Source organism: Dankookia sp. GCM10030260 (genome assembly GCF_042666655.1).
Lineage (GTDB): Bacteria > Pseudomonadota > Alphaproteobacteria > Acetobacterales > Acetobacteraceae > Paracraurococcus.
Genome location: NZ_JBHTDE010000010.1, coordinates 133,205 through 156,542, shown reverse-complemented (window position 1 = coordinate 156,542; position 23,338 = coordinate 133,205). Strand labels below are relative to the sequence as shown.

At 70.3% G+C, this 23,338-nt stretch carries 21 protein-coding genes; 9 read left to right on the top strand and 12 right to left on the bottom strand.

Annotation, left to right across the window (positions count from 1 at the left end):
* Nucleotides 1–9: 9 nt before the first annotated feature.
* On the top strand, nt 10–1,611 hold the full coding sequence (locus tag ACFQS7_RS24135) for a hypothetical protein (protein ID WP_380069700.1): 1,602 nt from the start codon (nt 10–12) through the stop codon (nt 1,609–1,611).
* A complete protein-coding gene (locus ACFQS7_RS24130) occupies nt 1,601–2,029 on the top strand; it encodes a DCC1-like thiol-disulfide oxidoreductase family protein (protein WP_380069699.1) in 429 nt (142 codons plus the stop codon). Before ACFQS7_RS24135 ends, ACFQS7_RS24130 begins: the two co-directional genes overlap by 11 nt.
* Here ACFQS7_RS24130 and ACFQS7_RS24125 read toward each other — a convergent pair.
* Complete coding sequence (locus ACFQS7_RS24125) at nt 2,016–2,318, bottom strand: hypothetical protein (RefSeq protein WP_380069698.1); 303 nt, start codon at nt 2,316–2,318, stop codon at nt 2,016–2,018. The two genes, ACFQS7_RS24130 and ACFQS7_RS24125, sit on opposite strands and share 14 nt — an antisense overlap.
* 367 nt (nt 2,319–2,685) lie before the next feature.
* Here ACFQS7_RS24125 and ACFQS7_RS24120 point away from each other — a divergent pair, with 367 nt between their 5' ends.
* Nucleotides 2,686–3,516, top strand: a complete 831-nt coding sequence (locus tag ACFQS7_RS24120) for a TauD/TfdA dioxygenase family protein (protein ID WP_380069697.1) — start codon at nt 2,686–2,688, stop codon at nt 3,514–3,516.
* A 61-nt stretch (nt 3,517–3,577) separates the two neighbouring features.
* Nucleotides 3,578–4,153: an NAD(P)H-dependent oxidoreductase gene (locus ACFQS7_RS24115; protein ID WP_380069696.1), complete on the top strand. Its 576-nt coding sequence runs from the start codon at nt 3,578–3,580 to the stop codon at nt 4,151–4,153.
* On the opposite strand, the gene ACFQS7_RS24110 is transcribed toward ACFQS7_RS24115, so the two are convergent.
* From ACFQS7_RS24110 to ACFQS7_RS24075, 8 genes are all read right to left on the bottom strand, one after another.
* On the bottom strand, nt 4,150–5,298 hold the full coding sequence (locus ACFQS7_RS24110) for an aminotransferase class V-fold PLP-dependent enzyme (protein WP_380069695.1): 1,149 nt from the start codon (nt 5,296–5,298) through the stop codon (nt 4,150–4,152). The genes ACFQS7_RS24115 and ACFQS7_RS24110 overlap by 4 nt on opposite strands.
* A 25-nt stretch (nt 5,299–5,323) precedes the next feature.
* Nucleotides 5,324–6,676, bottom strand: coding sequence for a cytosine deaminase (locus ACFQS7_RS24105; protein WP_380069694.1), 1,353 nt, complete (start codon nt 6,674–6,676; stop codon nt 5,324–5,326).
* Nucleotides 6,673–7,479, bottom strand: coding sequence for an ABC transporter permease (locus ACFQS7_RS24100; protein WP_380069693.1), 807 nt, complete (start codon nt 7,477–7,479; stop codon nt 6,673–6,675). Before ACFQS7_RS24100 ends, ACFQS7_RS24105 begins: the two co-directional genes overlap by 4 nt.
* The gene (locus ACFQS7_RS24095; RefSeq protein WP_380069692.1) at nt 7,476–8,231 is read right to left on the bottom strand and encodes an ABC transporter ATP-binding protein; all 756 of its coding nucleotides are present in this window, start codon (nt 8,229–8,231) and stop codon (nt 7,476–7,478) included. Before ACFQS7_RS24095 ends, ACFQS7_RS24100 begins: the two co-directional genes overlap by 4 nt.
* A 72-nt stretch (nt 8,232–8,303) precedes the next feature.
* Complete coding sequence (glgX, locus tag ACFQS7_RS24090; RefSeq protein WP_380069691.1) at nt 8,304–10,298, bottom strand: glycogen debranching protein GlgX; 1,995 nt, start codon at nt 10,296–10,298, stop codon at nt 8,304–8,306.
* Entirely contained in the window at nt 10,291–11,718 is a 1,428-nt protein-coding gene (glgA, locus tag ACFQS7_RS24085) for a glycogen synthase GlgA (RefSeq protein ID WP_380069731.1), read from the bottom strand. Before glgA ends, glgX begins: the two co-directional genes overlap by 8 nt.
* 2 nt (nt 11,719–11,720) lie before the next feature.
* Nucleotides 11,721–12,992, bottom strand: coding sequence for a glucose-1-phosphate adenylyltransferase (gene glgC, locus ACFQS7_RS24080; RefSeq protein ID WP_380069690.1), 1,272 nt, complete (start codon nt 12,990–12,992; stop codon nt 11,721–11,723).
* A gap of 24 nt (nt 12,993–13,016) precedes the next feature.
* Complete coding sequence (locus ACFQS7_RS24075; RefSeq protein WP_380069689.1) at nt 13,017–15,461, bottom strand: glycogen/starch/alpha-glucan phosphorylase; 2,445 nt, start codon at nt 15,459–15,461, stop codon at nt 13,017–13,019.
* Nucleotides 15,462–15,819: 358 nt separating this feature from the next.
* Here ACFQS7_RS24075 and ACFQS7_RS24070 point away from each other — a divergent pair, with 358 nt between their 5' ends.
* The 5 genes from ACFQS7_RS24070 (at nt 15,820) to ACFQS7_RS24050 (ending at nt 21,225) form a co-directional block, all read left to right on the top strand.
* Nucleotides 15,820–17,019: a sensor histidine kinase gene (locus ACFQS7_RS24070; RefSeq protein ID WP_380069688.1), complete on the top strand. Its 1,200-nt coding sequence runs from the start codon at nt 15,820–15,822 to the stop codon at nt 17,017–17,019.
* Nucleotides 17,020–17,144: 125 nt separating this feature from the next.
* Nucleotides 17,145–18,350, top strand: coding sequence for a CaiB/BaiF CoA transferase family protein (locus ACFQS7_RS24065; RefSeq protein ID WP_380069687.1), 1,206 nt, complete (start codon nt 17,145–17,147; stop codon nt 18,348–18,350).
* Between the two features lie 366 nt (nt 18,351–18,716).
* Nucleotides 18,717–18,929, top strand: coding sequence for a hypothetical protein (locus ACFQS7_RS24060; RefSeq protein WP_380069686.1), 213 nt, complete (start codon nt 18,717–18,719; stop codon nt 18,927–18,929).
* Between the two features lie 42 nt (nt 18,930–18,971).
* Nucleotides 18,972–20,144: an aminotransferase gene (locus ACFQS7_RS24055; protein WP_380069685.1), complete on the top strand. Its 1,173-nt coding sequence runs from the start codon at nt 18,972–18,974 to the stop codon at nt 20,142–20,144.
* A 16-nt stretch (nt 20,145–20,160) separates the two neighbouring features.
* Nucleotides 20,161–21,225, top strand: coding sequence for an NAD(P)H-dependent flavin oxidoreductase (locus tag ACFQS7_RS24050; RefSeq protein ID WP_380069684.1), 1,065 nt, complete (start codon nt 20,161–20,163; stop codon nt 21,223–21,225).
* A gap of 157 nt (nt 21,226–21,382) precedes the next feature.
* On the opposite strand, the gene ACFQS7_RS24045 is transcribed toward ACFQS7_RS24050, so the two are convergent.
* The 3 genes from ACFQS7_RS24045 to ACFQS7_RS24035 all read right to left on the bottom strand — a co-directional run bounded on the left by ACFQS7_RS24045 (nt 21,383) and on the right by ACFQS7_RS24035 (nt 23,336).
* Nucleotides 21,383–21,865 carry a nucleoside deaminase gene (locus tag ACFQS7_RS24045; RefSeq protein ID WP_380069683.1) on the bottom strand — a complete coding sequence of 161 codons (483 nt, stop codon included), beginning with the start codon at nt 21,863–21,865 and terminating at the stop codon, nt 21,383–21,385.
* Nucleotides 21,866–21,939: 74 nt separating this feature from the next.
* The gene (locus tag ACFQS7_RS24040; RefSeq protein ID WP_380069682.1) at nt 21,940–22,332 is read right to left on the bottom strand and encodes a carboxymuconolactone decarboxylase family protein; all 393 of its coding nucleotides are present in this window, start codon (nt 22,330–22,332) and stop codon (nt 21,940–21,942) included.
* Nucleotides 22,333–22,385: 53 nt separating this feature from the next.
* Nucleotides 22,386–23,336, bottom strand: coding sequence for an ABC transporter substrate-binding protein (locus tag ACFQS7_RS24035; protein WP_380069681.1), 951 nt, complete (start codon nt 23,334–23,336; stop codon nt 22,386–22,388).
* Between the last annotated feature and the right edge of the window lie 2 nt (nt 23,337–23,338).

The window sequence follows — 23,338 nt, the reverse complement described above, 5'->3', positions numbered from 1 at the left end:
GCACCGTCTGTGACGGTCACGCTGCCGCTTGCGTTGCTGCTGCTTTCGCTGCTCGGCTACATGGCCGCGCGCAAGGTGACGCTGTTCGCCGCACATCAGTCGGAGGCCCACGCCTTCGCGCTGACGGTTTTCTGCTGCGTCGCCGCCCTTCCCTTCATCGCCATCCGCTATGCCGAGATCCCCTTCCTGCTACGGGCTATCGTGCGCGGGATCGGCATCGTGCTGTTCGTCCAGGTGCTGTTCGATGCCTTCGGCGCGGTGCCGCCGGCGCCGAACATCGTCTTCGGCGAGGCGAACGCGCATGTGCTGTTCTTCCGCTGGGGTGCGGTCATCGCCGTGCTTGCCGGCGCGGTCGGCATGCTGCGGCCGGCCTTCCTGCTGCCGCTGACCTATTACTACATTCTCTGGCGGCACTTGATCGGCCCACGTACCGATATGTGGGTGACGGACACCGACTACTTCGCCATGCTGGATGGCCTGGCCTTCTCCACCATCGGCGCGCTGCTGGCCGTTACCGCCACCAGCGAGTGGGCGCTGTCGCGCTTCGCCTGGCTACGGACCATGATGCAGGACATGCCGCCGGCAGTGCTGCGGCAGAAGACCGCCGGGCTGATCTGGGCCGTCGTGGTCGGCGCCCATCTCGGCAACTACTTCTGTTCGGGCGTTGCAAAGCTGGTGGCGGGCGGGCCCGAGCCATGGACATGGCTGCTCGCCAACCCGACGCAGACCGCCATCGTCATCGGGCTCGAGCGCGGCAACAACCCGCTTGCGACCTTCCCAAGCCTGCTGCAGGGCAGCTGGGACACGATCTCCAACTTCACCCTCGCCTTCAACTTCCTCGTCCTCGGCGCCCAGCTTTTCTCGCCTCTCGCCATCCTGCGGCGAAGCTGGCTGTTGTTCTTCACGCTGCTGTTCGACGCCTTCCACATCGGCGTCTACTTCACGCTCGGCGCGCTGTTCCACTTCTGGATCGCGGTGAATCTCATCGTCTACACCTCGGCCTGGCGGCTGAAGGAAAACGAGATTACCCCGATGATGAAGGTGGTATGCATCGTTGCGACGCTGTTCGGCCACACGGTGTTCTACACCAACTTCCTCGGCTGGCTGGACGCCGCGCGGCTGGCCAGCCCGCAGTTCTACGCCCTGACGAAGGATGGGCGCGAGGTATGGATGACCCCGACATATTTCGGCATCTACTCCTACAGCATCGCGCAGACCGCGATGTTCGTGCCGGAGGGGCACTTTCCGCATCGGATCGGTGGCAACCTCAGCAATCTGGATGACTGGCGCGAGGCTTCGGCATGCCTCGCCAGCACGACGGAGACGCCGCAGGCAGTAGGTGGCGCGACCTACAACTCGGTTGAGCGGCTGGTGCGAGAAACGCACGACTTCATGACCCGCTATCCGGCTATCAAGAACCAGAATCTCTACTACCTCTACCCGCACCACATGCAGCCCAACCCCTGGGTCTTCACCGAGTTCAACAACCTGCGGATGGACGACATCGTCGGCTACAAATACGTGGTCGACAGCGTCTGCCTGACGCTGCGGGACGGAGCTTTGGTGCGGGACGTCAAGAAGCGCGCGGAGTTCAGGTTCGATGTCCGCTGACACCTTGGAGAAGCCGGCGTCGCCCTCACCGGGCGGCGCCGAGGCGAAGCAGATCTGGGTCGTCTATGACGGGATGTGCCCCTTCTGCACGCGCTACGTCATGCTCTACCGGATCCGCCAGTTGGCGGAGAAGGTGCACATGATCGATGCCCGCACCGACCACCCCGTGGTGCGGGAGGTAAAGGCGCGCGGCCTCAGCCTCGAGAACGGCATGGCGGTGAAGTGGAACGGCCAGTACTACCACGGCGCCGCGGCGTTGCATGTGCTGGCGCTGCTGGGCTCCGAGAGCGGCGTCTTCAACCGGCTCAACCGGCTGGTCTTCAGCAGGCCGAAGCTGGGCCGCTTCCTTTACCCTGCCATGGTCGCGGGGCGGCGGATGACCCTGAAGCTGCTCGGCCGGCCGCCTATCGCGGACTGACCGGCAGCAGGGCGGCGGCGATCGCCGCCCACTCGGCCTCCAGCGGCGTGGCCGGGCGGCGCTGGCCGGCACGACGGTACCAGTAGTCGGCATTCCCCAGGTCGCCTCCCCGCCGGTGCAGGTAGGCGTGCACCCAGGCGCTCCCGGCATCCTCGCCTGATTGGGCAGCTTCGTGCGCCCGGGTCCAGTCACCCCGCGCCTCCCACCACAGGGCGATCAGCGGGCCGGTCAGCCCAGGCGGGGGTACAGCTTCCGTCGCGGCGGAGTGGCGCAAGGCATTCGGGGTCATGCGGTCAGTCTCCGCCCGCAGCCTTGTCAGGCGCAAGGCCGCCCGCATATCACGTTTCAGAACTGCGATTTATATCCGTATGCGGCTCGGGTAGCCCGGTCGGTCGCGCGCAGGAGGGTGTCATACACCGCTCCGCCAACCAGCGACCGCGAGCGGCACCTTCCGCTAATCCCTTAAATATGCTCGTGTAGTTCGTGACAACACCATGCCAAGCCGTGTTCAAGGCGGGCCCTTACTCCCGATTTCAAATCGTCTTTTATAGCTTTTACGCTTGCATATAGGGCTTAGTGGGTCATTCTTCGCCAATCGATGTGGAACTGCGGCCTGTCCCACGCCGTCCCTCCTCGGTCTTCCGGAGTTGCTGGCAATGACCCCCCTGCTGTCCCTTTCCACCCCGGCTGGCACCGGCATCTCGCTGCTCCCCCTGGATGCCGGTTTTGGCGCGGAGGTGCTGGGCCTCGACCTCGCCGTCCCGATTGCCGCGCCGGTGCTTGAAGTGCTGCACGACGCGCTGATCGAACACGGCGTGCTGCTGCTGCGCGGCCAGTCCGCCATGCCCGAAGCCCTTGCCCGTGGCTTGGCGTCGCTGGAGGCCCCGCTGCTCGGCCAAGCGCTTCACCAGGCGGCGCCGGCCTTGCCGCTGTCGGTCGGTGCGCCGGCCGACCTACCGCCACCGGATCGTGTCGGCACCCCTTTCTGGCATACCGACCGCAGCTATGCCGCGCAGCCTGCCCTGGCCTGCCTGATGCGCGCCGAGGCCCCCGCCGGCGGGATCGCTTTCGCCGACCAGCGCTGCGCCTGGGCCAGCCTGCCACCGGTGCTGCGCGACCGGCTCGGCCAGCTTCGCGCGCTGCATGCCAGCCCGCTCGACCCGACGGCGCGGGCCGAGCATCCGCTGGTACGCCGCCATCCGGTGACCGGCGAGCCGGTGCTCTATGCGAACCCCGCCTTCACCACGCGCATCCTCAACCTGACGGCGGCGGAAAGCCGCCACCTGCTCGACACGCTCTTTACCGCGGCGACCGCCGAATCGTTGATCTGGCGGCACGATTGGCAGTCCGGCGACGTGCTGATCTGGGACAACCGCCGCGTCCTGCACACCGCCAGCGCCGGACCGGCCCTTGAGTCGTTGCGGATCGAAGGCGACCAGCCGACTGGCGCCGCCGGGCTCGACATGCCCTGGGTGATGGCCGGCTGACACCCGGCACGCCGCGTGCTTGAAACGGCCCTGTCGCGCGGGGCCGCCCATGCATGTGCTGATGATCGCCTGCCATCCACGGGCTGACAGCTATTCCGCCGCGTTGCGCGACACCGCCCGCGCCGCGCTGGCCGCCGCGGGGCACGAGGTGCGCCTGCGCGACCTGCATGCCGACGGCTTCATCCCCGTCATGTCCGCCGCCGAGCACCGCGTCACCAACGCCCTCGGCGAGAACGAGGCATTCGTCGCACAGGAGGCCGCCGACCTGCGCTGGGCGGAGGCGCTCGTGCTGGTCTACCCGACTTGGTGGTACGGCATGCCGGCGATGCTGAAGGGCTGGTTTGATCGGGTCTGGCTGCCCGGCATCGCCTTCCGCATCGGTGCGGGCGCGATCGAGCCCCTACTGACCGATATCCGCCGCATCGCGGTGGTCACCACCTATGGCTCGCCGCCCTGGCTGCTCTGGTATATCGGCTGGCCCGACTACAGGGTCGTGCGCCGCGGCCTGCGCCGGCTGTGCGCCAGAGGCTGCCGGCTGGACTGGCTCTACCTCACCCGCATGGATCAGCGGCAGCGGCCGGAGCTCGACCGGTTCCGCGGGCGGGTCAGCGCCTTCTTCGCGGGCTGGCGCGCCTAGCCCAGCGCGCGCCGCAACCCGGCCACCAGCGCATCCGCGTCGGCCTCGTCATTGTAGACATGCGGGCTGATCCGCATGCGGCCGAGCCGTGGCGCGACATGAACATCCTCGGCCGCCAGGCGCTCGATCAGCCCCTCCGGCATTCCCTGCGGGAAGCCGAGGCTGAGCACATGCGGTGCCCGCACCCGCTCCACCGGCACCGTCACCGGCAGCCCGGCGACGCCTTCGGCGATGCGGCGGCTCAGCATCGCCAGATGTGCCGCGATCGGCGCTTGCCCCCATCGCGCCATCATCTCCATCCCGACCGCGGCCATCTCGAGCGAGATGAAGTGGTCACGCTCTCCCATGTCGAAGCGCTTGGCGCCGTCGGCGAAGGACAGGTCGGCGAAGTAGGGCGCTCGCTCGGCGGCGACTCCCTTGCGGGAATAGCTGGTCTGCTCCAACGGCACGCCCTGCTGCCAGCGCTTCGCCACATAGAGGAACGCCCGGCCATAGGGGCCGAGCACCCATTTGTAGGTCGGGAAGATCAGAAAATCCGGGTCGAGCGTGGCGACGTCGATCGGCAGGATGCCGGCATGGTGCGTCGCATCCACCAGCAGCGCCGCGCCCTCCCGCCGCAGCGCCGCCTGCACCGCGGCCAAGTCGACCAGACCGCCATCCGACCAGTGGACCGAAGAGATCGAGGCCAGGGCGACCGGCGCCGCGCCCGGCCGCTCGATCGCCGCCAGCAGCGCCGCGGTCCAGTCGCCGTCGGCGCCGGGCGAGACGGCCTCGGTGACGAAGCCGCCCTCCGGCGCGCGCTGCATCCATTCGAGTGTCGGCGCGCTGTGGTCGTCGGCCAGCAGGATCACCCGGCTGCCGCGCGGCACCGCCAGGTTCTTCGCCGCGGTGGCGACGCCGAAGCCGACCGAGGAAATCAGCGCCACATCCTCGGGCGCCGCGCCGATCAATGCCGCCGCCGCCGCCCGGGCGCGGGCGAATTGCGCGGCATGGTCCGGCGCGTTCCAGCGCCAGGGCTGACCCTTGCGGGCCACGCCCTCATGTCCCGCCGCCTGCACCGCCTTCGGCAGCGGGCTCCAGGAGGCGGCGTTGAGATAGGCGACCTCGCGCGGGATATCGAAGGCGGCGCGTTGCGATCCGAGCATGAGGTCCCTCCCCTTGTGTCGGGCGCTAGCCTGGACCCGTCCCGAGCGCCGCGTCCAGGTCCCGGTAGTCGGGCGGCTCCGCGTCCAGCACCTGGCCGTCCCGCAGCACCACGCGGTCGGATTGCGGCCGACTCAGCAGCTCGGTCATCCCGCGGGCGCGAAACAGCAGCAGGTCGGCCGCGGCGCCGGGCTTCAGGCAGCCGCGATCCGTGAGACCCATGGCCGCGGCCGGCGTCGCGCCGGCGGCGCGCGGCCAGTCGCCGATGGGATGGTCGAGCTGGAGGATGCGCGTCGCCTCCCGGTACACCTCGACCATGTCCAGGTCGCCATAGGCATAGAAGGGGTCGCGGGTATTGTCGGAGGCGACGGAGACCGGCACGCCCGCCGCGCGCAGCTCATGCACCAGGGTCACGCCGCGCCAGCGCGGGGTGCGGCCGGGCACGCGGTCCTGCAGGTACATGTTGCACATCGGCAGGACGATGATGGAAAGGCCGGCTTCGGCGCATGCCTTGATGGTCGCCTGCGCGAAATCCTCCGGCTGGATCGAGAGGGAACAGCAATGCCCGCACTGGATCCGCTGCTTGAACCCGCGCCGGATCGCGGTGCGGGCGATCTCGACCAGCGCGCGGGCGCCGCTCTCGCCGCTCTCGTCGACATGGATGTCGAGCTCGAGCCCGCGCGCCTCGGCCAGCGAGAAGAAGCGGTCGAGCATCGGCTGGAATTCGTCCGGCAGCTTGTCGTGCACGCCGCCGGTCAAGCGCGTGACCATGCCGAGGATGCCGCCCGAATCGGCCACGGTATTGGCCAGCGATTCGCCGTCCTCGCCCTGGAAGCGGTCGAGCGGGGCGATGGAGCTAGCCTGCAGGGTGATCCGCCCGGCCCAGCGGTCCCGCAGCATGCGGAACACGCGCCAGGAGGCCGGGTCGCGCGGCAAGTAGCTTTCCAGATGGGTGCGGATGGCGACCGTGCCATGGGCGTAAGCCGCGCGCAGGCTCCATTCGAAGCGCGCCTCGATATCCGCATCGGTCCAGCCGTCGCGGTCGGAGGCGCAGGCGGTCAGGGCGCCGTGGAAGCTGCCGGTGGCATTCGCGTGCCGCGGCCAGATATGGCCCTTATCCAGATGGGTATGGCCATCGACCGGACCGGGCCAGACCTGCCCGCCATCGAGGCTCGGGCCGTCCGTCGCGGTGCCGAGCGGCGCCAGGGCGGCGATGCGGCCCTGCTCCACCTTGAGGTCGAAGCGGACCAACCCCTGGCCATCCACCGGACCGGGCGCCGCGCCCGGGATCAGCGTCGCCGGCGCCCTTGCGTCGCGCAGCCAGTAGTCCTGGCCGCCGGCGGCGATCGCCTGGCGCAGCCGGTCCATCGCAGCACTCATCGGCGGTCTCCTTGTCCCATGGCGCTTTCATGCCAGCGCCGCAGCAACAGGTGCGATAGCAGGCTCAAGGTAAGAAAGATGCCGATGCCGGTGGCCGAGATCAGCACGAGGGCGGCGAACATCCGGGGAATCTGCAGCTGATAGCCGGATTCGAGGATCCGGTAGGCCAGGCCCGAGGCCCGCCCCCCGGTCCCCGCGACGAATTCCGCGACGATGGCGCCGATCAGCGCGAGGCCGCCGGAGATCCGCAGCCCCGCCAGGAAGAAAGGCATCGCCGTCGGCAGCCGCAGCCGCCACAGCACCTGCCAGCGGGAGGCGCCGTAAAGCCGGAACAGGTCGAGCAGGTTGTGGTCCGTGCTGTTCAGCCCGACCGTGGTGTTCGACAGGATCGGGAAGAAGGCGACGATCCAGGCGCAGATCAGCAGGGACAGCGTAACGTCGTCCACCCAGATGATGATCAGCGGCGCGATGGCGACGATCGGCGTCACCTGCAGGATGACCGCATAGGGGAACAGCGCGAGTTCCAAGATGCGGGACTGCGCGAAGACCACCGCCAGCAGCAGGCCGAGCGAGGCGGCGATCAGCAGCGCCAGGGCGGTGATCTTCAGGGTCACCAGCAGCGCGGCCGAGAGCGCCGTCCAGTCCCGCAGCAGCGCCTCGCCGATGGCGACCGGCCCGGGCAGCACATAAGGCGGGATGCCCCGTGCCCGCACCAGCCATTCCCAGCCGCCGAGGAAGACCAGCCCGATTGCCAGCGGCCCAAGGACCCGCAGCCAGCCTTGCGTCAGCGCCGAGCCCATCATGCCGCCATCGCCGCTTCCAGCGCGCCGGAGACCTCCCGGCATTGTGCCGCATAGCCGGCCGAGGTGCGGAAGGCCTCGCCACGCGGCGTGGGTGCGTCGACGGCCAGCTCGGCATGGATGCGCCCCGGTCGCGGCGCCATCACCGCGATGCGCCGGGCGAGATAGACGCTCTCGAAGACCGAATGGGTGACGAAGACCACGGTGAAGCGCTCGGCTTCCCACAGGCTCAGCAGGTCGTTGTTCAGCCGGAAGCGGGTGATCTCGTCGAGCGCGGCGAAGGGCTCGTCCATCAGCAGCAGCCGCGGCTTCGTCACCAGGGCGCGGGCGATGGAGACGCGCATGCGCATGCCGCCCGACAGTGCGCGGGGATAGGCGGCCTCGAAGCCGCGCAGCTCGACGCGCGCCAGCGATTCGGCGGCACGCGCCGCGGCCTCCCGTTTCGGCACGCCGGCGAGTTCCAGCGGCAAGGCGACATTGGCCAGCGCCGTCGCCCAGGGCATCAGCGTCGGCTCCTGGAAGACGAAGCCGATGTCGCGGGCGCTCGGCGGCCCGCCGGGCCAGTCGAAGCGACCGGCGGTGGCCTGCGACAGCCGGGCGATCATCCGCAGCAGGGTGGACTTGCCGCAACCGGAAGGCCCGAGCAGCGCCAGGAAATCGCCCTCCGCGATGTCGAGGTCGATGCCCTGCACCGCCAGGGTACCGGTGTCGTAGCGCTTGGCGACGCCGCGCAGCGAGACGAGCGGCGCGGTCACGCGCAGGCGCCGTCACGCATCAACTGCCTGTCCCGCATCGCCGCCCCTTCCGAGTCATTGCCGGAACATAGGTCAGGCGGCGAATTCCGCCAGCAGCAGCACGCTCCGCGGCGCGAGCACGGCGGGCGGGCCGCCGGATTCGACCGGATCGGCGCTGTCGGCCAATACTCGCCAGGCGAAGCCCTCACGCGGCAGCGGCACGGCGAATGGGATGCTGTCTGCCCCGGCATGCAACGCGACCAGCACGCGGTCGGCCAGCCGCGTGCCACGCGCCGGCACGTAGAAGACGGCGACCAGGCTGCGTCCCGCCGCATCGCCCCAATCCACCCCGGCGCCGTCCGGCCGCAGCCAGGCTACATCGGGCAATCCCGTGCCGTCCCGCGTCATGCCGGTCAGCGGCGCATCTGCATGCAGCGCCGGATGCGCCAGCCTTGCCCGCACCAGCCGCGCGGTGAAGGCGAAAAGCGCCTCGTCCATCCCCGCCCAGTCGAGCCAGGAGACCGGGTTGTCCTGCGCATAGGCATTGTTGTTGCCGCCCTGGGTGCGGCCGCATTCGTCGCCCATCGACAGCATCGGCGTGCCGCGCGCCGTCAGCAGCGTCGCCAGCAGAGCCCGCACGTCGCCGGCTCGGCGGGCCAGCACCACCGGGTCGTCGCTCGGACCCTCGACGCCGCAATTCCAGGAATGATTCTCGTTGTGGCCGTCATGGCCATGCTCGCCGTTGCCGTGGTTGCGCTTCTCGGTGAAGGCGACCAGGTCGGCCAGGGTGAAGCCGTCATGCGAGGTGACGTAGTTCAGGCTGTCGCAGGCTCGGCGCCGCGCCGGTCCGAAGACATCGGCCGAACCCGCCAGCCGCGTCGCCAGGTCCGCCACCTGCCCGGCATCGCCGCGCCAGAAGCGCCGAACCGTGTCGCGGAATTTGTCGTTCCATTCCGGCCAGCCGGGTGGAAAGGCGCCCAGCTGGTAGCCGCCCCAGCCGATATCCCAGGGCTCGGCGATAATGATCCTCTCGCGCAGCAGCGGGTCCTGCCGCATCGCCGCCAGCAGCGGCGCATGCGGGTCGAAGCCGTGATCGCGCCGACCCAGCGTGGTGCCAAGGTCGAGCCTGAAGCCCTCGACCCCCGCCGCCAGCACCCAGTGCCGCATCGCGTCCATCGCCAGCCGCAGCGGCCAGGGCCGGTCCAGCGCCAGCGTGTTGCCGCAGCCGGCATCGTTGGCATAGCGCCCATCGCGGCCGAAGCGGTGGAAGGCGCGGTCGGCCAGGCCACGCAGCGAGAGCGTCGGGCCGTGCTCGTCGCCCTCCCCGCTGTGGTTGTAGACGACGTCGAGGATCACCCCGATGCCCGCCGCCCGCAGCGCTGCCGTGGCGGCGCGTACCTCCTCCATCCCGCCCGGCGCCAGGCGGGGGTCAGGGGCCAGGAAGCCGACCGGGTTGTAGTTCCAGTGGTTGTTCAGGCCGAGCGGCGGCAGGTGCCGCTCGTCGATCCCGGCGGCGACCGGCATCAACTCGACATGCGTCACGCCCAGCGCCCGCAGATGCGCGATCGCGGCGGGATGGCCGAGTGCGGCGAAGGTCCCGCGCATGCCCTCCGGGATGTCGGGATGCAGCCGGGTGAAGCCGCGCACGTGCAACTCGTAGATCACCCACGGGCCGGGCATCGGTGGTGGGATCGGCGGCGGGGCGGCGGGCACCGGCACCACCGCCTTCGGCATCGACGCCGCGCTGTCGACGCCCGGGGCGAACTGGCTAGGATGCAGCAGGAAGGGCCGGTCGATGCGGCGCGCCCAGGGGTCGAGCAGCAGCTTTGACGGGTCGAATCGCTGCGCGGCCGGCCCATGCGCCCGCAGCCCGTAGCGCGCTCCGGCGCCGACCCCCGGCAGATGTCCATGCCAGACATCGCCGCTGCGCGCCGGCAGAGTGTGGCAGGCGATCTGCACGTCCCGCGTCGCGTCGAACAGGCAGATCTCGATGGCCGTCGCATCCGGCGCGACCACGGCGATGTTCACCCCGGCCGCATCGGCAGTGACGCCGAGCGGCTCCGGCGTGCCTTCCCCCAGTTCAATCATCGGCCGCGGCAAGCTCCCGGAACAGCGCGGCATAGCGCGCGGCGGAGCGCTGCCAGGAGACATCGCCGCCCATGGCATTGGCCTGGATGCGCGCCCATATCGGCCGGTCACGGATCAGGCCGATGGTCCGCCGCACCGCGCTGGCCAGCATCGCGGCATCGCCGGGGACGAATTGAACGCCGGTCGCGCAGCCGGCGGCGAGCGCCGCCTCGTTCGCGTCGATCACCGTATCCGCGAGCCCGCCGGTCCGCGCCACCACTGGCGGCGCACCGTAGCGCAGCGCGCATAGCTGGGCGAGGCCGCAGGGCTCGAAGCGCGACGGCACCAGCACCGCATCGGCGCCGCCGTAGCAGAGCCGGGCCAAGCCCTCGTCGAAGCCGATGACAGTCGCGACCCGGCCGGGATCCGCCGCAGCGGCGCCGAGGCAACGGGCTTCCAGCGCCGCATCGCCGGTGCCGAGAATCGCCAACTGCCCCCCGGCGGCCAGCAGCGCCGGCAGGGCCTCCAGCACCAAGTCCATGCCCTTCTGCCAGGCCAGCCTACCGACGAAGGCGAACAGCGGCGCCGCCGGATCCGCCGCGAGGCCGAAGCGGCCCTGCAGCGCCGGCTTGTTGGCCGCACGCGGGTCCGGATGCGCCGCCGAGAAGCGCGCCGCCAGCGCCTGGTCCCGGGCCGGGTCCCAGGACGCTTCGTCGATGCCGTTCAGGATGCCGCTGACGACGTCGGCGCGGCCGCGCAGCAGCCCGTCCAGCCCCATCCCGCCCGATGCGGTGCGGATCTCGGCGGCATAGGTGGGGGAGACGGTGGTGATCCGGTCAGCATACCAGAGCCCGGCCTTGAGGAAGCCGACACTGCCGAAATACTCCAGCCCGTCCATGCTCCAGGCGCCCGGCGGCAGGCCGAGCCGGGGAAACAACGCGGGCGGGAATTGCCCCTGGAAGGCCAGGTTGTGGATGGTGAAGACCACCGGCACCCGCATCGGGCCCGCCAGCCGCAGATAGGCCCCGGCCAGGCCCGCCTGCCAGTCATGCGCATGCACCGCCGCGAAGCCCAAGCCCGTCGCGGCTTCGGCCGCGGCGAAGCCGAGCGCGGCGAAGCGGATGCCGTTGTCCGGCCAGTCGCCATCCGGCCCGGCATACGGGTTGCCCGGCCGGCCGAAATGCTGTGGCGCCTCCAGCACCAGCAGGTCCAGCCCGGCGGCCTTGCCGGCAAGCAGCCGGGCGGGGCCGAAGCGGTCCGGCAGTTCCACGACCACCGGCGCATCGCCGATCGCCGCCAGCACCGCCGGATAGCCCGGCAGCAGCGTGGTGACGGCGATGTCCTGCGCCGCCAGCGCCGCCGGCAGGGCGCCGACCACGTCGGCCAAGCCACCGGTCTTGACCAACGGGAAGCATTCCGAAGCGACCGCCAGGACCCGCAGGCTCATGCCGCGATCCGGTCGAGCATCGCCTGGGTGATGAGGCAAATCCCCTTGGCCGAGCGGCGGAAGCGGGCCGCATCCGCCACCGGGTCCTCGCCCACCACCAGGCCTTCCGGGATGCGCACGCCGCGGTCGACGACCACGTTGGTCAGCCGGGCATGCCGGCCGACATCGACCTGCGGCAGCAGCACGGCGCCGTCGATCATGGCGAAGGAATGCAGGTGCACCCCGGTGAACAGCAGCGAATGCCGCGCCGTGGCGCCGGAGACGATGCAGCCGCCGGAGACGAGGGAGGAGATCGCCTCGCCCCGCCGGCCGTCGAGGTCGTGGACGAATTTGGCCGGCGGCACGACCTCCGCATAGGTCCAGATCGGCCAGTCCTTGTCGAAGATGTCGAGCGGCGGGACCACGTCGGTCAGGTCGATATTGGCCTCCCAATAGGCATCCACCGTGCCGACGTCGCGCCAGTAGGGCGAGGTCTCGGCAGCGGACCGCACGCAGCTTGCTTCGAACCGATGCGCCTGGGCAGTGCCCTCGGCGACCATGCGGGGGATGATGTCCTTGCCGAAATCATGCGATGAGGCAGGATCGGCCGCGTCCCGCTTCAGCTCAGCGATCAGGACGCGGGTGTCGAAGACATAGATGCCCATGCTGGCGAAGGACAGGTCCGGCCGGCCGGGCAGGCCGGGCGGGTCGGCCGGCTTCTCGAGGAATTCGGTGATGCGGTCGGAGCCATCGACCGCGACCACGCCGAAGCCCGTCGCATCCGCCCGCGGCACCGTCATGCAGCTGACCGTGACGCCGGCGCGGCTCTCGACATGCTGCTGCAGCATCGCCTCGTAGTCCATCTTGTAGATGTGGTCGCCGGCCAGCAGCACGATGTGGCGCGGCGCCAGGTCCTCGATGATGTCGATGTTCTGGAACACCGCATCCGCGGTGCCGAGATACCAATTGTGCTCCGACACCCGCTGGCTGGCGGGCAGGATGTCGAAGCTCTCGTTGCGCTCCGGCCGCAGGAAGTTCCAGCCGCGCTGCAGGTGGCGGATCAGGCTGTGCGCCTTGTACTGCGTCGCCACCGCCACCCGGCGAACGCCGGAATTGATGGCGTTCGACAGCGCGAAGTCGATGATGCGCGACTTGCCGCCGAAGAAGACCGCCGGCTTGGCCCGGCGGTCGGTCAGTTCCATCAGCCGGCTGCCGCGGCCGCCGGCCAGCACGAAGGCCATGGCCGTGCGGGCAAGCGGCCCCTCGCTCCGCGCGCGTGAGTTCGGCATCGTCTTCCCCCCCCACCGCGCGGCTCAGCGCTTGATCGGCACGTTCCAGATCTCGCCGGCATACTCGGCGATGGTGCGGTCGGAGGAGAACCAGCCCATCCGGGCGGTGTTCAGCACCGCGCTCCGCATCCAGGTGCCGCTGTCCTGCCAGCGGGCATCGACCCGTCGCTGCGCATCGAAGTAGCTGTCGAAATCGGCGCCGACCATGAAGTAGTCGTGGCCGCGGATCGAGGCCATCATGTCGCGGTAGCGACCGCCATCATCCGGCGAGAAGACGCCGGATTCGACCGCCTCCAGCACCTCGCCGAGCCGCGGCGAGGCCTGCACCGCCGCGACGCCATGGCTGCCGTCGCGCCGGCGCGCCTCGACCTCCTCGGTGGTAAGGCCGAAGATGAAGATGTTGTCCGCACCGACATGCTCCAGCATCTCGACATTGGCGCCGTCGAGCGTGCCGATGGTCAGCGCGCCGTTCAGCCCGAGCTTCATGTTGCCGGTGCCCGAGGCCTCCATCCCCGCGGTCGAGATCTGCTCCGACAGGTCGGCGGCGGGGACGATCATCTCGGCCAAGGAGACGTTGTAGTTCGGCAGGAAAGCGACCTTCAGCAGGCCGCGCACCGTGGGGTCGCTGTTCACCACCCGGGCCACGTCGTGCGCCAGCTTGATGATGAGCTTGGCGCGGTGGTAGCTCGCCGCCGCCTTGCCGGCGAAGATCTTCACCCGCGGCGCCCAATCCAGGTGCGGCTGGGCGCGGATGGCATCGTACAGCGCCACCGTCTCCAGGATGTTCAGCAGCTGGCGCTTGTATTCGTGGATGCGCTTGATCTGCACGTCGAACATGGCGGCCGGGTCGACCCGCAGGTCGAGCTGCTGGCGGATCAGCGCCGCCAGGGCCTCCTTGTTGGCCCGCTTCACCGCGGCGAAGCGGTCGCGGAAACCGGCATCCTCGGCCAGCGGGTTCAGCCCCTCAAGCCGCATGGCGTCGTCCAGCACGGCGGGCCCCACCGCCTCGACCAGCAACCCGGTGAGTCCCGGATTGCACTGCTGCAGCCAGCGGCGGAAGGTGATGCCGTTGGTCTTGTTGGTGATTCGGTCGGGCGCGATCGCGTGGAAGTCGCGGAACACCGTCTTCTTCAGCAGGTCGGAATGCAGCGCCGAGACGCCGTTGACCTTGTGCGAGCCGACGACGGCCAGGTGCCCCATCCGCACCCGGCGGCCATGGCCTTCCTCGATGAGCGAGACCGAGGACAGCAGTCGCACGTCGCCCGGATGCGCTGCCCGCACCTCGTCGAGATGGTGAGCATTGATTAGGTAGATGATCTGCATGTGGCGCGGCAGCAGCCGCTCCATCAGCGGCACGGCCCAGGATTCCAGCGCTTCGGGCAGCAAGGTGTGGTTGGTGTAGCTGATCGACCCGCGGGTGATCTCCCAGGCCTCCGCCCAGGAGATCGCATGGAGGTCGACGCAGATCCGCATCAGCTCGGCGATGGCGATCGCCGGATGGGTGTCGTTGAGTTGGATCGCCACCTTGTCGGGCAGCGAACGCAGGTCGCCATAGACCCGCAGGTGCCGCCGCACGAGATCCTGCAGCGCAGCCGAGGTGAAGAAGTATTCCTGCCGCAACCGCAATTCCTGCCCGGCCGGCGATTCGTCGGACGGGTAGAGGACCTTGCTGATCGCCTCCTGCCGCATCCGCTCGGCCAGCGCACCGACATGGTCGCCGAAATTGAAGGCTTCCAGTTTCAACGGGTCGAGCGCCCGGGCGGACCAGAGCCGCAGCGTGTTCACATGCTGGCCGCGCCAGCCGACCACCGGCGTGTCGTAGGCCACCGCCTGCACCGTCTCGGCCGGGTGCCAGACATGGCGCATCTCGTCCTCAGAAACCCGCACCGCCTCGACGCTGCCGCCGAAGCCGATGTCGTGCGAAATCTCCGGCCGGGCGAATTCCCAGGGGTTGCCGAACTGCAGCCAGTCCTCCGGGTATTCGTGCTGCCAGCCCTCGCGCAGGATCTGCCGGAACAGCCCGTGCTCGTAGCGGATGCCGTAGCCGAAGGCGGGAATCGCCAGGCTGGCCAGGCTTTCCATGAAGCAGGCGGCCAGGCGGCCGAGGCCGCCATTGCCCAGCGCCGCATCCGGTTCGGCTTGGCGCACCGCGTCGAAATCGACGCCGAGCGGCGCCAGGGCCTCCTTCAGCAGCGGGATCAGCCCGAGGTTGGTGACATTGTCCCGCAGCAGCCTGCCGACCAGGAATTCGAGGCTGAGGTAGTAGACCTGCTTCTCGCCCTGTTCGTAGGCGGCGCGGGTCGCCTCCAGCCAACGGTCGATCACCCGGTCACGCACGGCAAGCGCGGTGGCCAGGAACCAGTCCCGGTCGCGGGCGCCGCTGCGGCTCTTGCCCATGTCGTAGGTCAATTTGCGGACAATGGCCTCGCGGAGCGCGGCCGCATCCTTGGCCATATCGGACGTCGCCATGGCTTCAGTCACCGGTTCGCATTGCCTTTCACTCGGGCGGCGGGGCCGCCCCTGGTCGATGGCTGCGCTGCCACCCTGTCACGCGTCCGGTTGTGCCCGAACGTTCCGCGCGGTTGAAGCAAAACCGATGCCGAGTGACCAATCCACCAATGATGGCGTGCAAACCGGCGTGACCCAAGGGCGAGCAAAGCAGGACCACGATGCCCCGCCGCGGTCGGCTGGCCCCCGATCGCAGTTCCGGCATCCGAAGAAATTTTCCCGAATCGGCAATTCAGGACTGGAATCATGCTGGAATTTTCCTTTGACTTAACTTGATCGCGAGACAGTGATCTCGCAAGAGAGTGTGGCCGATCAAACCATGCGGAACGAAGTATCTTTTGCCGACCTGCGCCAGCCGACCGAGGCAGCGGAACCGGCCCTCGATGCCGGTCCGCCGACCGGTGCCGCCCCCCCCGCGCCGCGCCGCGCCGCGCCGCGCCGCAAGCGGGCTGCCCTGGTCAGACCGGTACCGCCGGATATCGGCCGCCCGGTCCCCTGCCCGCTCGCCGTACTCCGGCTGGGTGACCAATCTACGGAATGCCTGCTGCGGCACCGTGCCGACCTGCTGGACTTGGTGCCCGCCACTGGTGTCGCCCTTCTGCTCGATGGTCAGCCGGCCCGCGCCGGCCGAGCGCCTGGCGACGCCACCATCCTGGCCCTCGCCGCTTGGCTGGAGGAGCGGTCCGAAGCGGGGATCATGGCGTTCGACATGCTGCCGGCCGCAGCACCGTCAGCCGGCAGGTTGCTGGCGATCGCGCTGCCGCGGCGGCCGCATGACTGGATCCTCTGGCTGCGCGCGGCCGAGGCGCCACCCTGGAACGCCGCGGACCTCGCCGCCGCCGGCAACCTGCGCGGCGCCTGGCTGGAGGCCAGCCTGCGCCGGGCGGAGTCGGAAGCGGCCGGGCACCGGACGGCGCAGTCGCACCAAGCCTTCGTCATGGCCGAGTTGGACCACCGGCTGAAGAACATCCTGGCGAATATCCAGGCGCTGCTGCGCCACAGCCGGCGCCGTGCCCGCGACACCGACGCTTTCGTCCACGACTTTGAGGCCCGGCTTCACGCCATGGCGCGAGCACACGACCTGCTGCACGCCAGCCGCTGGGAAGGCGCCCGGCTGCGCCCCCTGGTCGCAGAGGAGCTCGGCCCGCATGCAGATGGCCAGGCCCGCGGCCGCATCGCCGCCCGCGGGCCGAACCTGGTGCTGCGGCCGCGCGCGGCGATGTCGCTCAGCCTCGCCTTGCACGAGCTGGCGACCAACGCGGCGAAGCACGGCGCCCTCTCGGTGCCGGACGGCCGGGTGGGGCTGCGCTGGCACCGCACCCCGGCCGGGCTGGTGATGCGGTGGGAGGAGCATGGCGGTCCGCCGGCACCGACGCCCAGCCGGCGCGGCTTCGGCCTGACCGTGATCGAGCGCAGCCTGGCCTATGAGCTGGGCGGCTCCGGCAGCCTCGAATTCACCCCGCTCGGCCTGCGATGCAGCATCCGCATCCCGGCCGACCAGCTCGGCGAGCCGGGCTAGGGGCGTTCCCGCCCAGGGAGGTCTGTTCTAGCCTTGCCGTCCGAGCGGCACTCGACGCCGCCCACCGGCAAGGGGAGCGAAACGAGCATGGTGCCGCAAGACCGCAGGGCCGGGAGCCGCCACGCATGACCGGCGCCAGCACGCCGACCGGCCCGCTCGCCGGGCTCCGCGTCCTCGACCTCACCGCCGTGGTGCTCGGGCCGCTGGCGACCCAGACGCTGGGCGACTGGGGCGCCGAGGTGATCAAGATCGAGACGCCGACCGGCGACCTGGTGCGCAACTCCGGCGTTTTCCGCAACCGCGGCATGGCCTCGGTGTTTCTCGGGGTGAACCGCAACAAGCGGTCGCTGGCGCTCGACCTCAAGACGCCGGAGGGCGCCGCGGTGCTGCGCCGGCTGATCCCGACCGCCGATGTGCTGGTCACCAATATCCGCCCGGCCGGCATGGCCCGGCTGGGCTTCGGCCCGGACGAATGCCGCGCGCTCAACCCCCGCATGGTCTTCGCAGTCGCCACCGGCTTTGGCCAGGACGGACCGCACCGCGCCCGCCCGGCCTTCGACGAGATCATCCAGGCGGCCTCCGGCCTGGCCGACATCGTGGGCGAGGAAGCCGGGCAGCCGCGCTTCGTCCCCTCCCTGGTCGCCGACAAAATCACCGGCATGGCGCTGCTTTCAGCGGTACTGGCCGCGCTGCTGCATCGGGAACGGACCGGAGAAGCGCAGCTTGTCGAGGTGCCGATGCTGGAGACCATCACCGCCTTCGTCGCGGTGGAGCACCAGGGCGGCCACGCCTTCACTCCGCCGATCGGCGCGCCCGGCTATGCCCGGCTGCGCCACCGCAAGCCGGTGCCGACCCGGGACGGCTGGATGACGCTGCTGCCCTACACCGCGGCGCATTGGCGGGCCTTCTTCACCGAGGCGGGCCGCGAGGAGCTGATCGAGGCGCTCGGCGTCGACGACCCGGTGAAGCGTAACGCCAATATCGACCGGGTCTATGCCGCGGTCGCCGAGATCGCGCCGGGCCGGACCACCACGGAATGGCTGGCGGTGTGCGAAAGGCTCGACATCCCGGCTACCGCCTTCTCCACCATCGGGGACGTGCCGGAGCATCCGCATCTGAAGGCGGTCGGGATGTTCCAGCCGATGGCCCACCCGACCGAGGGCGCGTTGCGGATGGCGCGTCCGGCGACCCGCTTCGCCGCAACGCCGGCCAGTATCCACCGCCATCCGCCCAAGCTCGGCGAGCATACCGACGAGGTGCTGGCGGAGCTCGGCTACGATGCGGCGCAGATCGCCGCCTTGGCGGAGAAAAAGGTCATCCGCCGGGGCTGACAGGAAGGTTGGGAAGAGAAAGGTATTTCCCGCCGCAAGCATCACCCTTCTTTTTTCGAGACGAGCCTTCGCCGCGCGGCCAGCGTCAACCCATGAGAATCGAGACGGGTCCAGGGAGGATCCGTCCTCCCCGGCCTTGCTCGCCTTCCGCTGGGACGCGCCCCTCGGTGCGATGAGCCACACCCGCGGCGGCTCAGGCCAGCCCGCGTATCCTTCCGCACATCAATTCCGTTTCCCGACGCGTATCCCTTTGGCTGGGGCGCAAGGCCGCCCGCGCTGGATCGGGATTGCGTCGTGCATCACGTTTCCGTGTTGACATACCACACGAAAAGTTTAATGTATACCCCATCAGATTTGAGGTCCCCGATGTTCGCGGCCCTGGCTTTCAACACTGGCATTCTCGCCCTCCCGCGCAGCCGCCCCTCGCTGCCCGGCGCCTTCCGCCGCGGACTCGCGGGCCTGGCAGGCCTGGTCCGCCCGAGCCGCTACCGGCCGGAGCGCCACTACATGCGCGGCGGCAATACCGAGGGCAGCCGCAACCTCGCCATGGCGCGTGCCCGCATCGCCGGCCGCGGCTGACCCGCCTGGACGACCGCGCGTTCCGGTGAAAGGGTCGGGTTCATGCCCGACCTGCCGGCCCTCTCCCCCCGACTCCGCGCCACCGCCGAACCGGCGATCCCGACCGCCCGCGCCTGGGCCGCACGCTATGCGGGCACCGCCGGGCCGATGATCGACCTGACCCAGGCGGTGCCGGGCTACCCGCCCCACCCCGACCTGCTGGCCAAGCTGGCCGAGGCCGCCGGCAGCCGCGCCGCCGCCGGCTACGGCCCGATCGACGGCGACCCGGCCCTGCGCGAGGCGCTCGCCACCGATGCCTCCCGGTTCTACACCGCGCCGATCGGGGCCGCCGACGTGGCGATCACCGCCGGCTGCAACCTCGCCTTCTCGATGGCCATGGCGGTGATCGCCGGCGGCGGCACGGGTGGCGTCATCCTGCCGGTGCCCTGGTACTTCAACCATCGCATGGCGCTCGAGATGCAGGGCATCCCGGCCATCCCGCTGCCCTGCCGCGCCGAGGACGGCTTCCTGCCCGACCCGGCGCGGATCGAGCCCCTGCTGGCCGCCGGCGCCCGCGCCCTGGTGCTGGTCTCGCCGAACAACCCTACCGGCGCGATCACCCCGCCCGCGGTGATCGAGGCCTGCGCCGCGCTCTGCCGCCGCCACGGCGCCTGGCTGGTGCTGGACGAGACTTACCGCGACTTCCTGCCCAGCGGCGCGACCCCGCCGCACGCCCTGTTCCAGGACCCGGCCTGGCGCGACGGCCTCGTGCATCTCTACAGTTTCTCCAAGGCCTATTGCGTCCCTGGCCATCGGGTCGGCGCCATCCTCGCCGGCCCGGCCTTCCGGGCAGAGCTGATGAAGGCGCTCGACACCTGGCAGATCTGCCCCGCCCGGCCGGCCCAGGCGGCGCTCGCCTGGGGCGTGCCGGCGCTGGCCGGCTGGCGCACCGCCAACCGCGACCTGATGGCCGAGCGCGCCGCCGGCTTCCGCGCCGCGGTCGGCCAGTTGCCCGGCTGGCGCCTCGATTCCCTCGGCGCCTATTTTGCCTATCTCCGGGTGCCGGAGGACGGGCCGGACGCCCTGGCGGTGGCCGAGCGCCTGGCCGCCGGGCGCGGGCTGCTATCCCTGCCGGGCCCCTTCTTCGGCCCGGGACAGGGTCGCCATATCCGCCTCGCCTTCGCCAATGCGGGGCTGGAGGCGATCGCCGAAGTCCCTGCCCGCCTCGCGGGCTGACCCGGGGGAGAACGCCATGACCGCCCGCCACCGTGCCGAAGCCTTCTGCGCCAGATTCGGCCTCCGCGCCCCCATCCTGATGGCGCCGATGGCCGGCGCCTGCCCCCCGCCGCTCGCCGCCGCCATCGCGTCCGCCGGCGGCATGGGCGGTTTCGGCGCGCTGATGTCCTCGCCGGCGCAGATGCGCGACTGGGCGGCGCAATTCCGCGCCGCCAGCAACGGCGCCTTCCAGGTCAATCTCTGGGCGCCCGAACCGGCGCCGGTGCGCGACGCGGCGCATGAAGCGCAGGTGCGCGCCACGCTTTCCGCCCTGGCCGGCGCCGAGATCGCCGACCCGGGCCCCGGGCCCTTCGTCCAGGACTTCGCCGCGCAATGCGAGGCGCTGATCGAGGCCGCCCCGGCCGTCGCCTCCTCCATCATGGGCCTTTTCCCGCCCGACATCGTGGCCCGCCTGAAGGCCCGCGGCATCGCCTGGATCTGCAACGCCACCACAGTCGCCGAGGCCCGCGCCGCCGAGGCCGCCGGAGCGGACGCCGTGGTCGCACAGGGCGCCGAGGCCGGTGGCCATCGCGGCACCTTCGACAACGCCGCCGCCGAGCAGTCCCAGGTCGGTCTGTTTGCCCTGCTGCCGCAGCTGGCCGATGCGGTCCGCATCCCCGTCGTCGCCGCCGGCGGCATCATGGACGGGCGCGGCATCGCCGCGGCCCTGACCTTGGGCGCCAGCGCGGTGCAGCTGGGCACCGCCTTCCTGCGCAGCCCCGAAGCCGCCATCCATCCGGCCTGGGCGGCCGAGATCGCGCGGACCGCGCCGGAGGACACCGTGCTGACCCGCGGCTTCTCCGGCCGGCTGGCGCGCGGCATCCGCAATCAGGTGACCGAGGCCTTCGCTGGTGAGATCCGCCCGGCGCCCTACCCCGTGCAGCGGGCGTTGATGGTCAAGGTCCGGGCGTCGGCGGAGGCGGCCGGCGATGCCTCCCGCATGCAGGCCTGGGCCGGCCAGGGTGCCGCGCTGGCCCGGGCGGCGCCGGCCGGGGAGATCGTACGGCTGCTTTGGGACGAGGCCTCGGGCCTGCTGCCCTGAGGGAAAAAGGCAAGGCCGGGGAGGAAGTCTTCTCCCTGGACCCATCTCCATCTTTCTGAAGCTGGCACCCGCCGCGCGGCAGGTGCCGACCAGGAAAAGCCAGGGTGGGGTTGGGGAGGGACCACTTTTCCCTCCCCGATCTTGCTGACGCAATCGCTCAGTATGGCGTGCGATCCGGTCTCGCCAGCCAGTCTGCGAAGGGCTGCCGACCCTCCTCGGCCAGCATCGGCCGGATCGGCACCATCCGCGCCTCCAACGGTGCCGCTACCTCGCGGTACAGCAGCTCGTCGTCGAAGCCGGCTGCCGCGGCGTCCCGGCGCGTACCGGCGAAATACGCCCCGTCGAGCCGCGCCCAGTGGATCGAGGCGAGGCACATCGGGCAGGGCTCGCAGCTCGAGTAAAGCGTCAGCCCGCGCAGCTCGAATCGACCGAGCAATGCGCAGGCACGGCGGATCGCGGTGACCTCGGCATGCGCCGTCGGGTCGAGGTCGACGGTGACGCGATTGCTGCCCTCGGCCACCACCTCCTCCCCCCGCGCAATGACCGCGCCGAAAGGCCCACCGCCGGCGGCGACGGAGTCGCAGGCAAGCGCGATGGCGCGCCGCATATGGCGAAGGGCGACGGGATCGGATTCGGTCATGCGGCGGCCTCGTTCGAATGGTGTGCGGCGCCGGCGTCCTCGGACCCTAGTCTACCGGCGCCGCGGCACCGCGGTCACGCCTCCTCGCGCATCTCGCGGAACAGCTCCTTGGCAACCAGCAGCCCTTCGCGCACCGAGGGCAGGCCGACATAACCGCCCATATGCAGCAGCGCCTCGCTCAGCTCGTCCTCGGACCAGCCCATGTTGCGCGCCATGCGCAGATGGATCTTCAGCTCCGGCCAGGCATGCGTCGCGGTGTCGGAGACGACGCAGATCAGCGCCCGGGTCTTGAGATCAAGCCCCGGCCGGGTCCACAGCATCCCGAACACGGCCTCGGTCGCGTAGTCGCCGAACTTCTCCATCATCGGGTCGTCGTAGACGGTCTTGGCCATCTGCTCGACGGTGCGGTCGCCGATCAGCTTCCGGCGCATCTCGCGCCCCTTGGCGTGGTTCGGGCCTTTTTCCATGGCGTCTGTCTCCTCCCCCGGCTTGCGGGCCGGGGGAGGCTACGACAGCCGCGTCAGATGCGCACCCGGTCGGGGGCCACCATCCGCAGCGCGCCCGGCCAGATCACCTCGGCCGGCGTAACCTCCTTGCCCAGCTTGCCCATGCCACGGAGCTGGTCGATCGCCAGCTGGATGTTGCCGACCGAATCCGGCGTCAGGTTCATCCGGAAGCCGACCTTGGTCATCAGCTCGGCGATCAGGGCACGGTCCTGGCGCAGGAAGCGCGCCACCTGCTGCGCCGCCTGGTCCTTGTTGCCCTCGATGAACTCGGTCGCCTGGACCAGCGAGCGCATCAGCCGCGCCGTGGCTTCCTGGTTGGCCTGCGCCCAGGCCTTGTTCATGTAGACGAAATTGCGGACGATCTGGATCGGCTCGTTGTTCACGAGGATCTTCGTGTTCGGGATGGCCCGCATGGCGCGGGTCGGCCAGGGCTCCCAGACCGCGAAGGCGTCGATGTTGCCGCGCTCCAGCGCCGCGACCATCTCCGGCGCCTCGACGTTGACGATGGTGTAGTCGGCCGGGTTCAGCTTCAGCTTGTCCACGACGGACAGCCAGAAGGTCTCGCTGCCGGTGCCGCGGGCGACGCCGACCTTCTTGCCTTTCAGCCCGTCCATGCTGTCGATGTTGCGGCCGAGCACGCTGATCCAGCGCAGCAGCGCCGTGCCCTCGGCCACCGCCACCACGTTGGGGTCGCGGATATGGGCGGAGACGCCGGCCTGTTCCGCGCCATAGGCGGCGTTGACCTGGTCGCCGATCAGGAAGGCGACCATGGCGCTGCCGGAGGGCCCGGTATTGACCGTGACGTCGAGCCCGTTCTTCTCGAAGAAGCCGCCTTCCTTGCCAACGTAGAAGGGTGAGAAGGATGGGTCGACCCCGGTGGCGATGGTCATCTTCAGCGTGCCCTGGGCGCGCGCCGGGAGGGCGGCGAGCAAGGCGGGCGTGGCGAACAGGCTGCGGCGAAGCATGG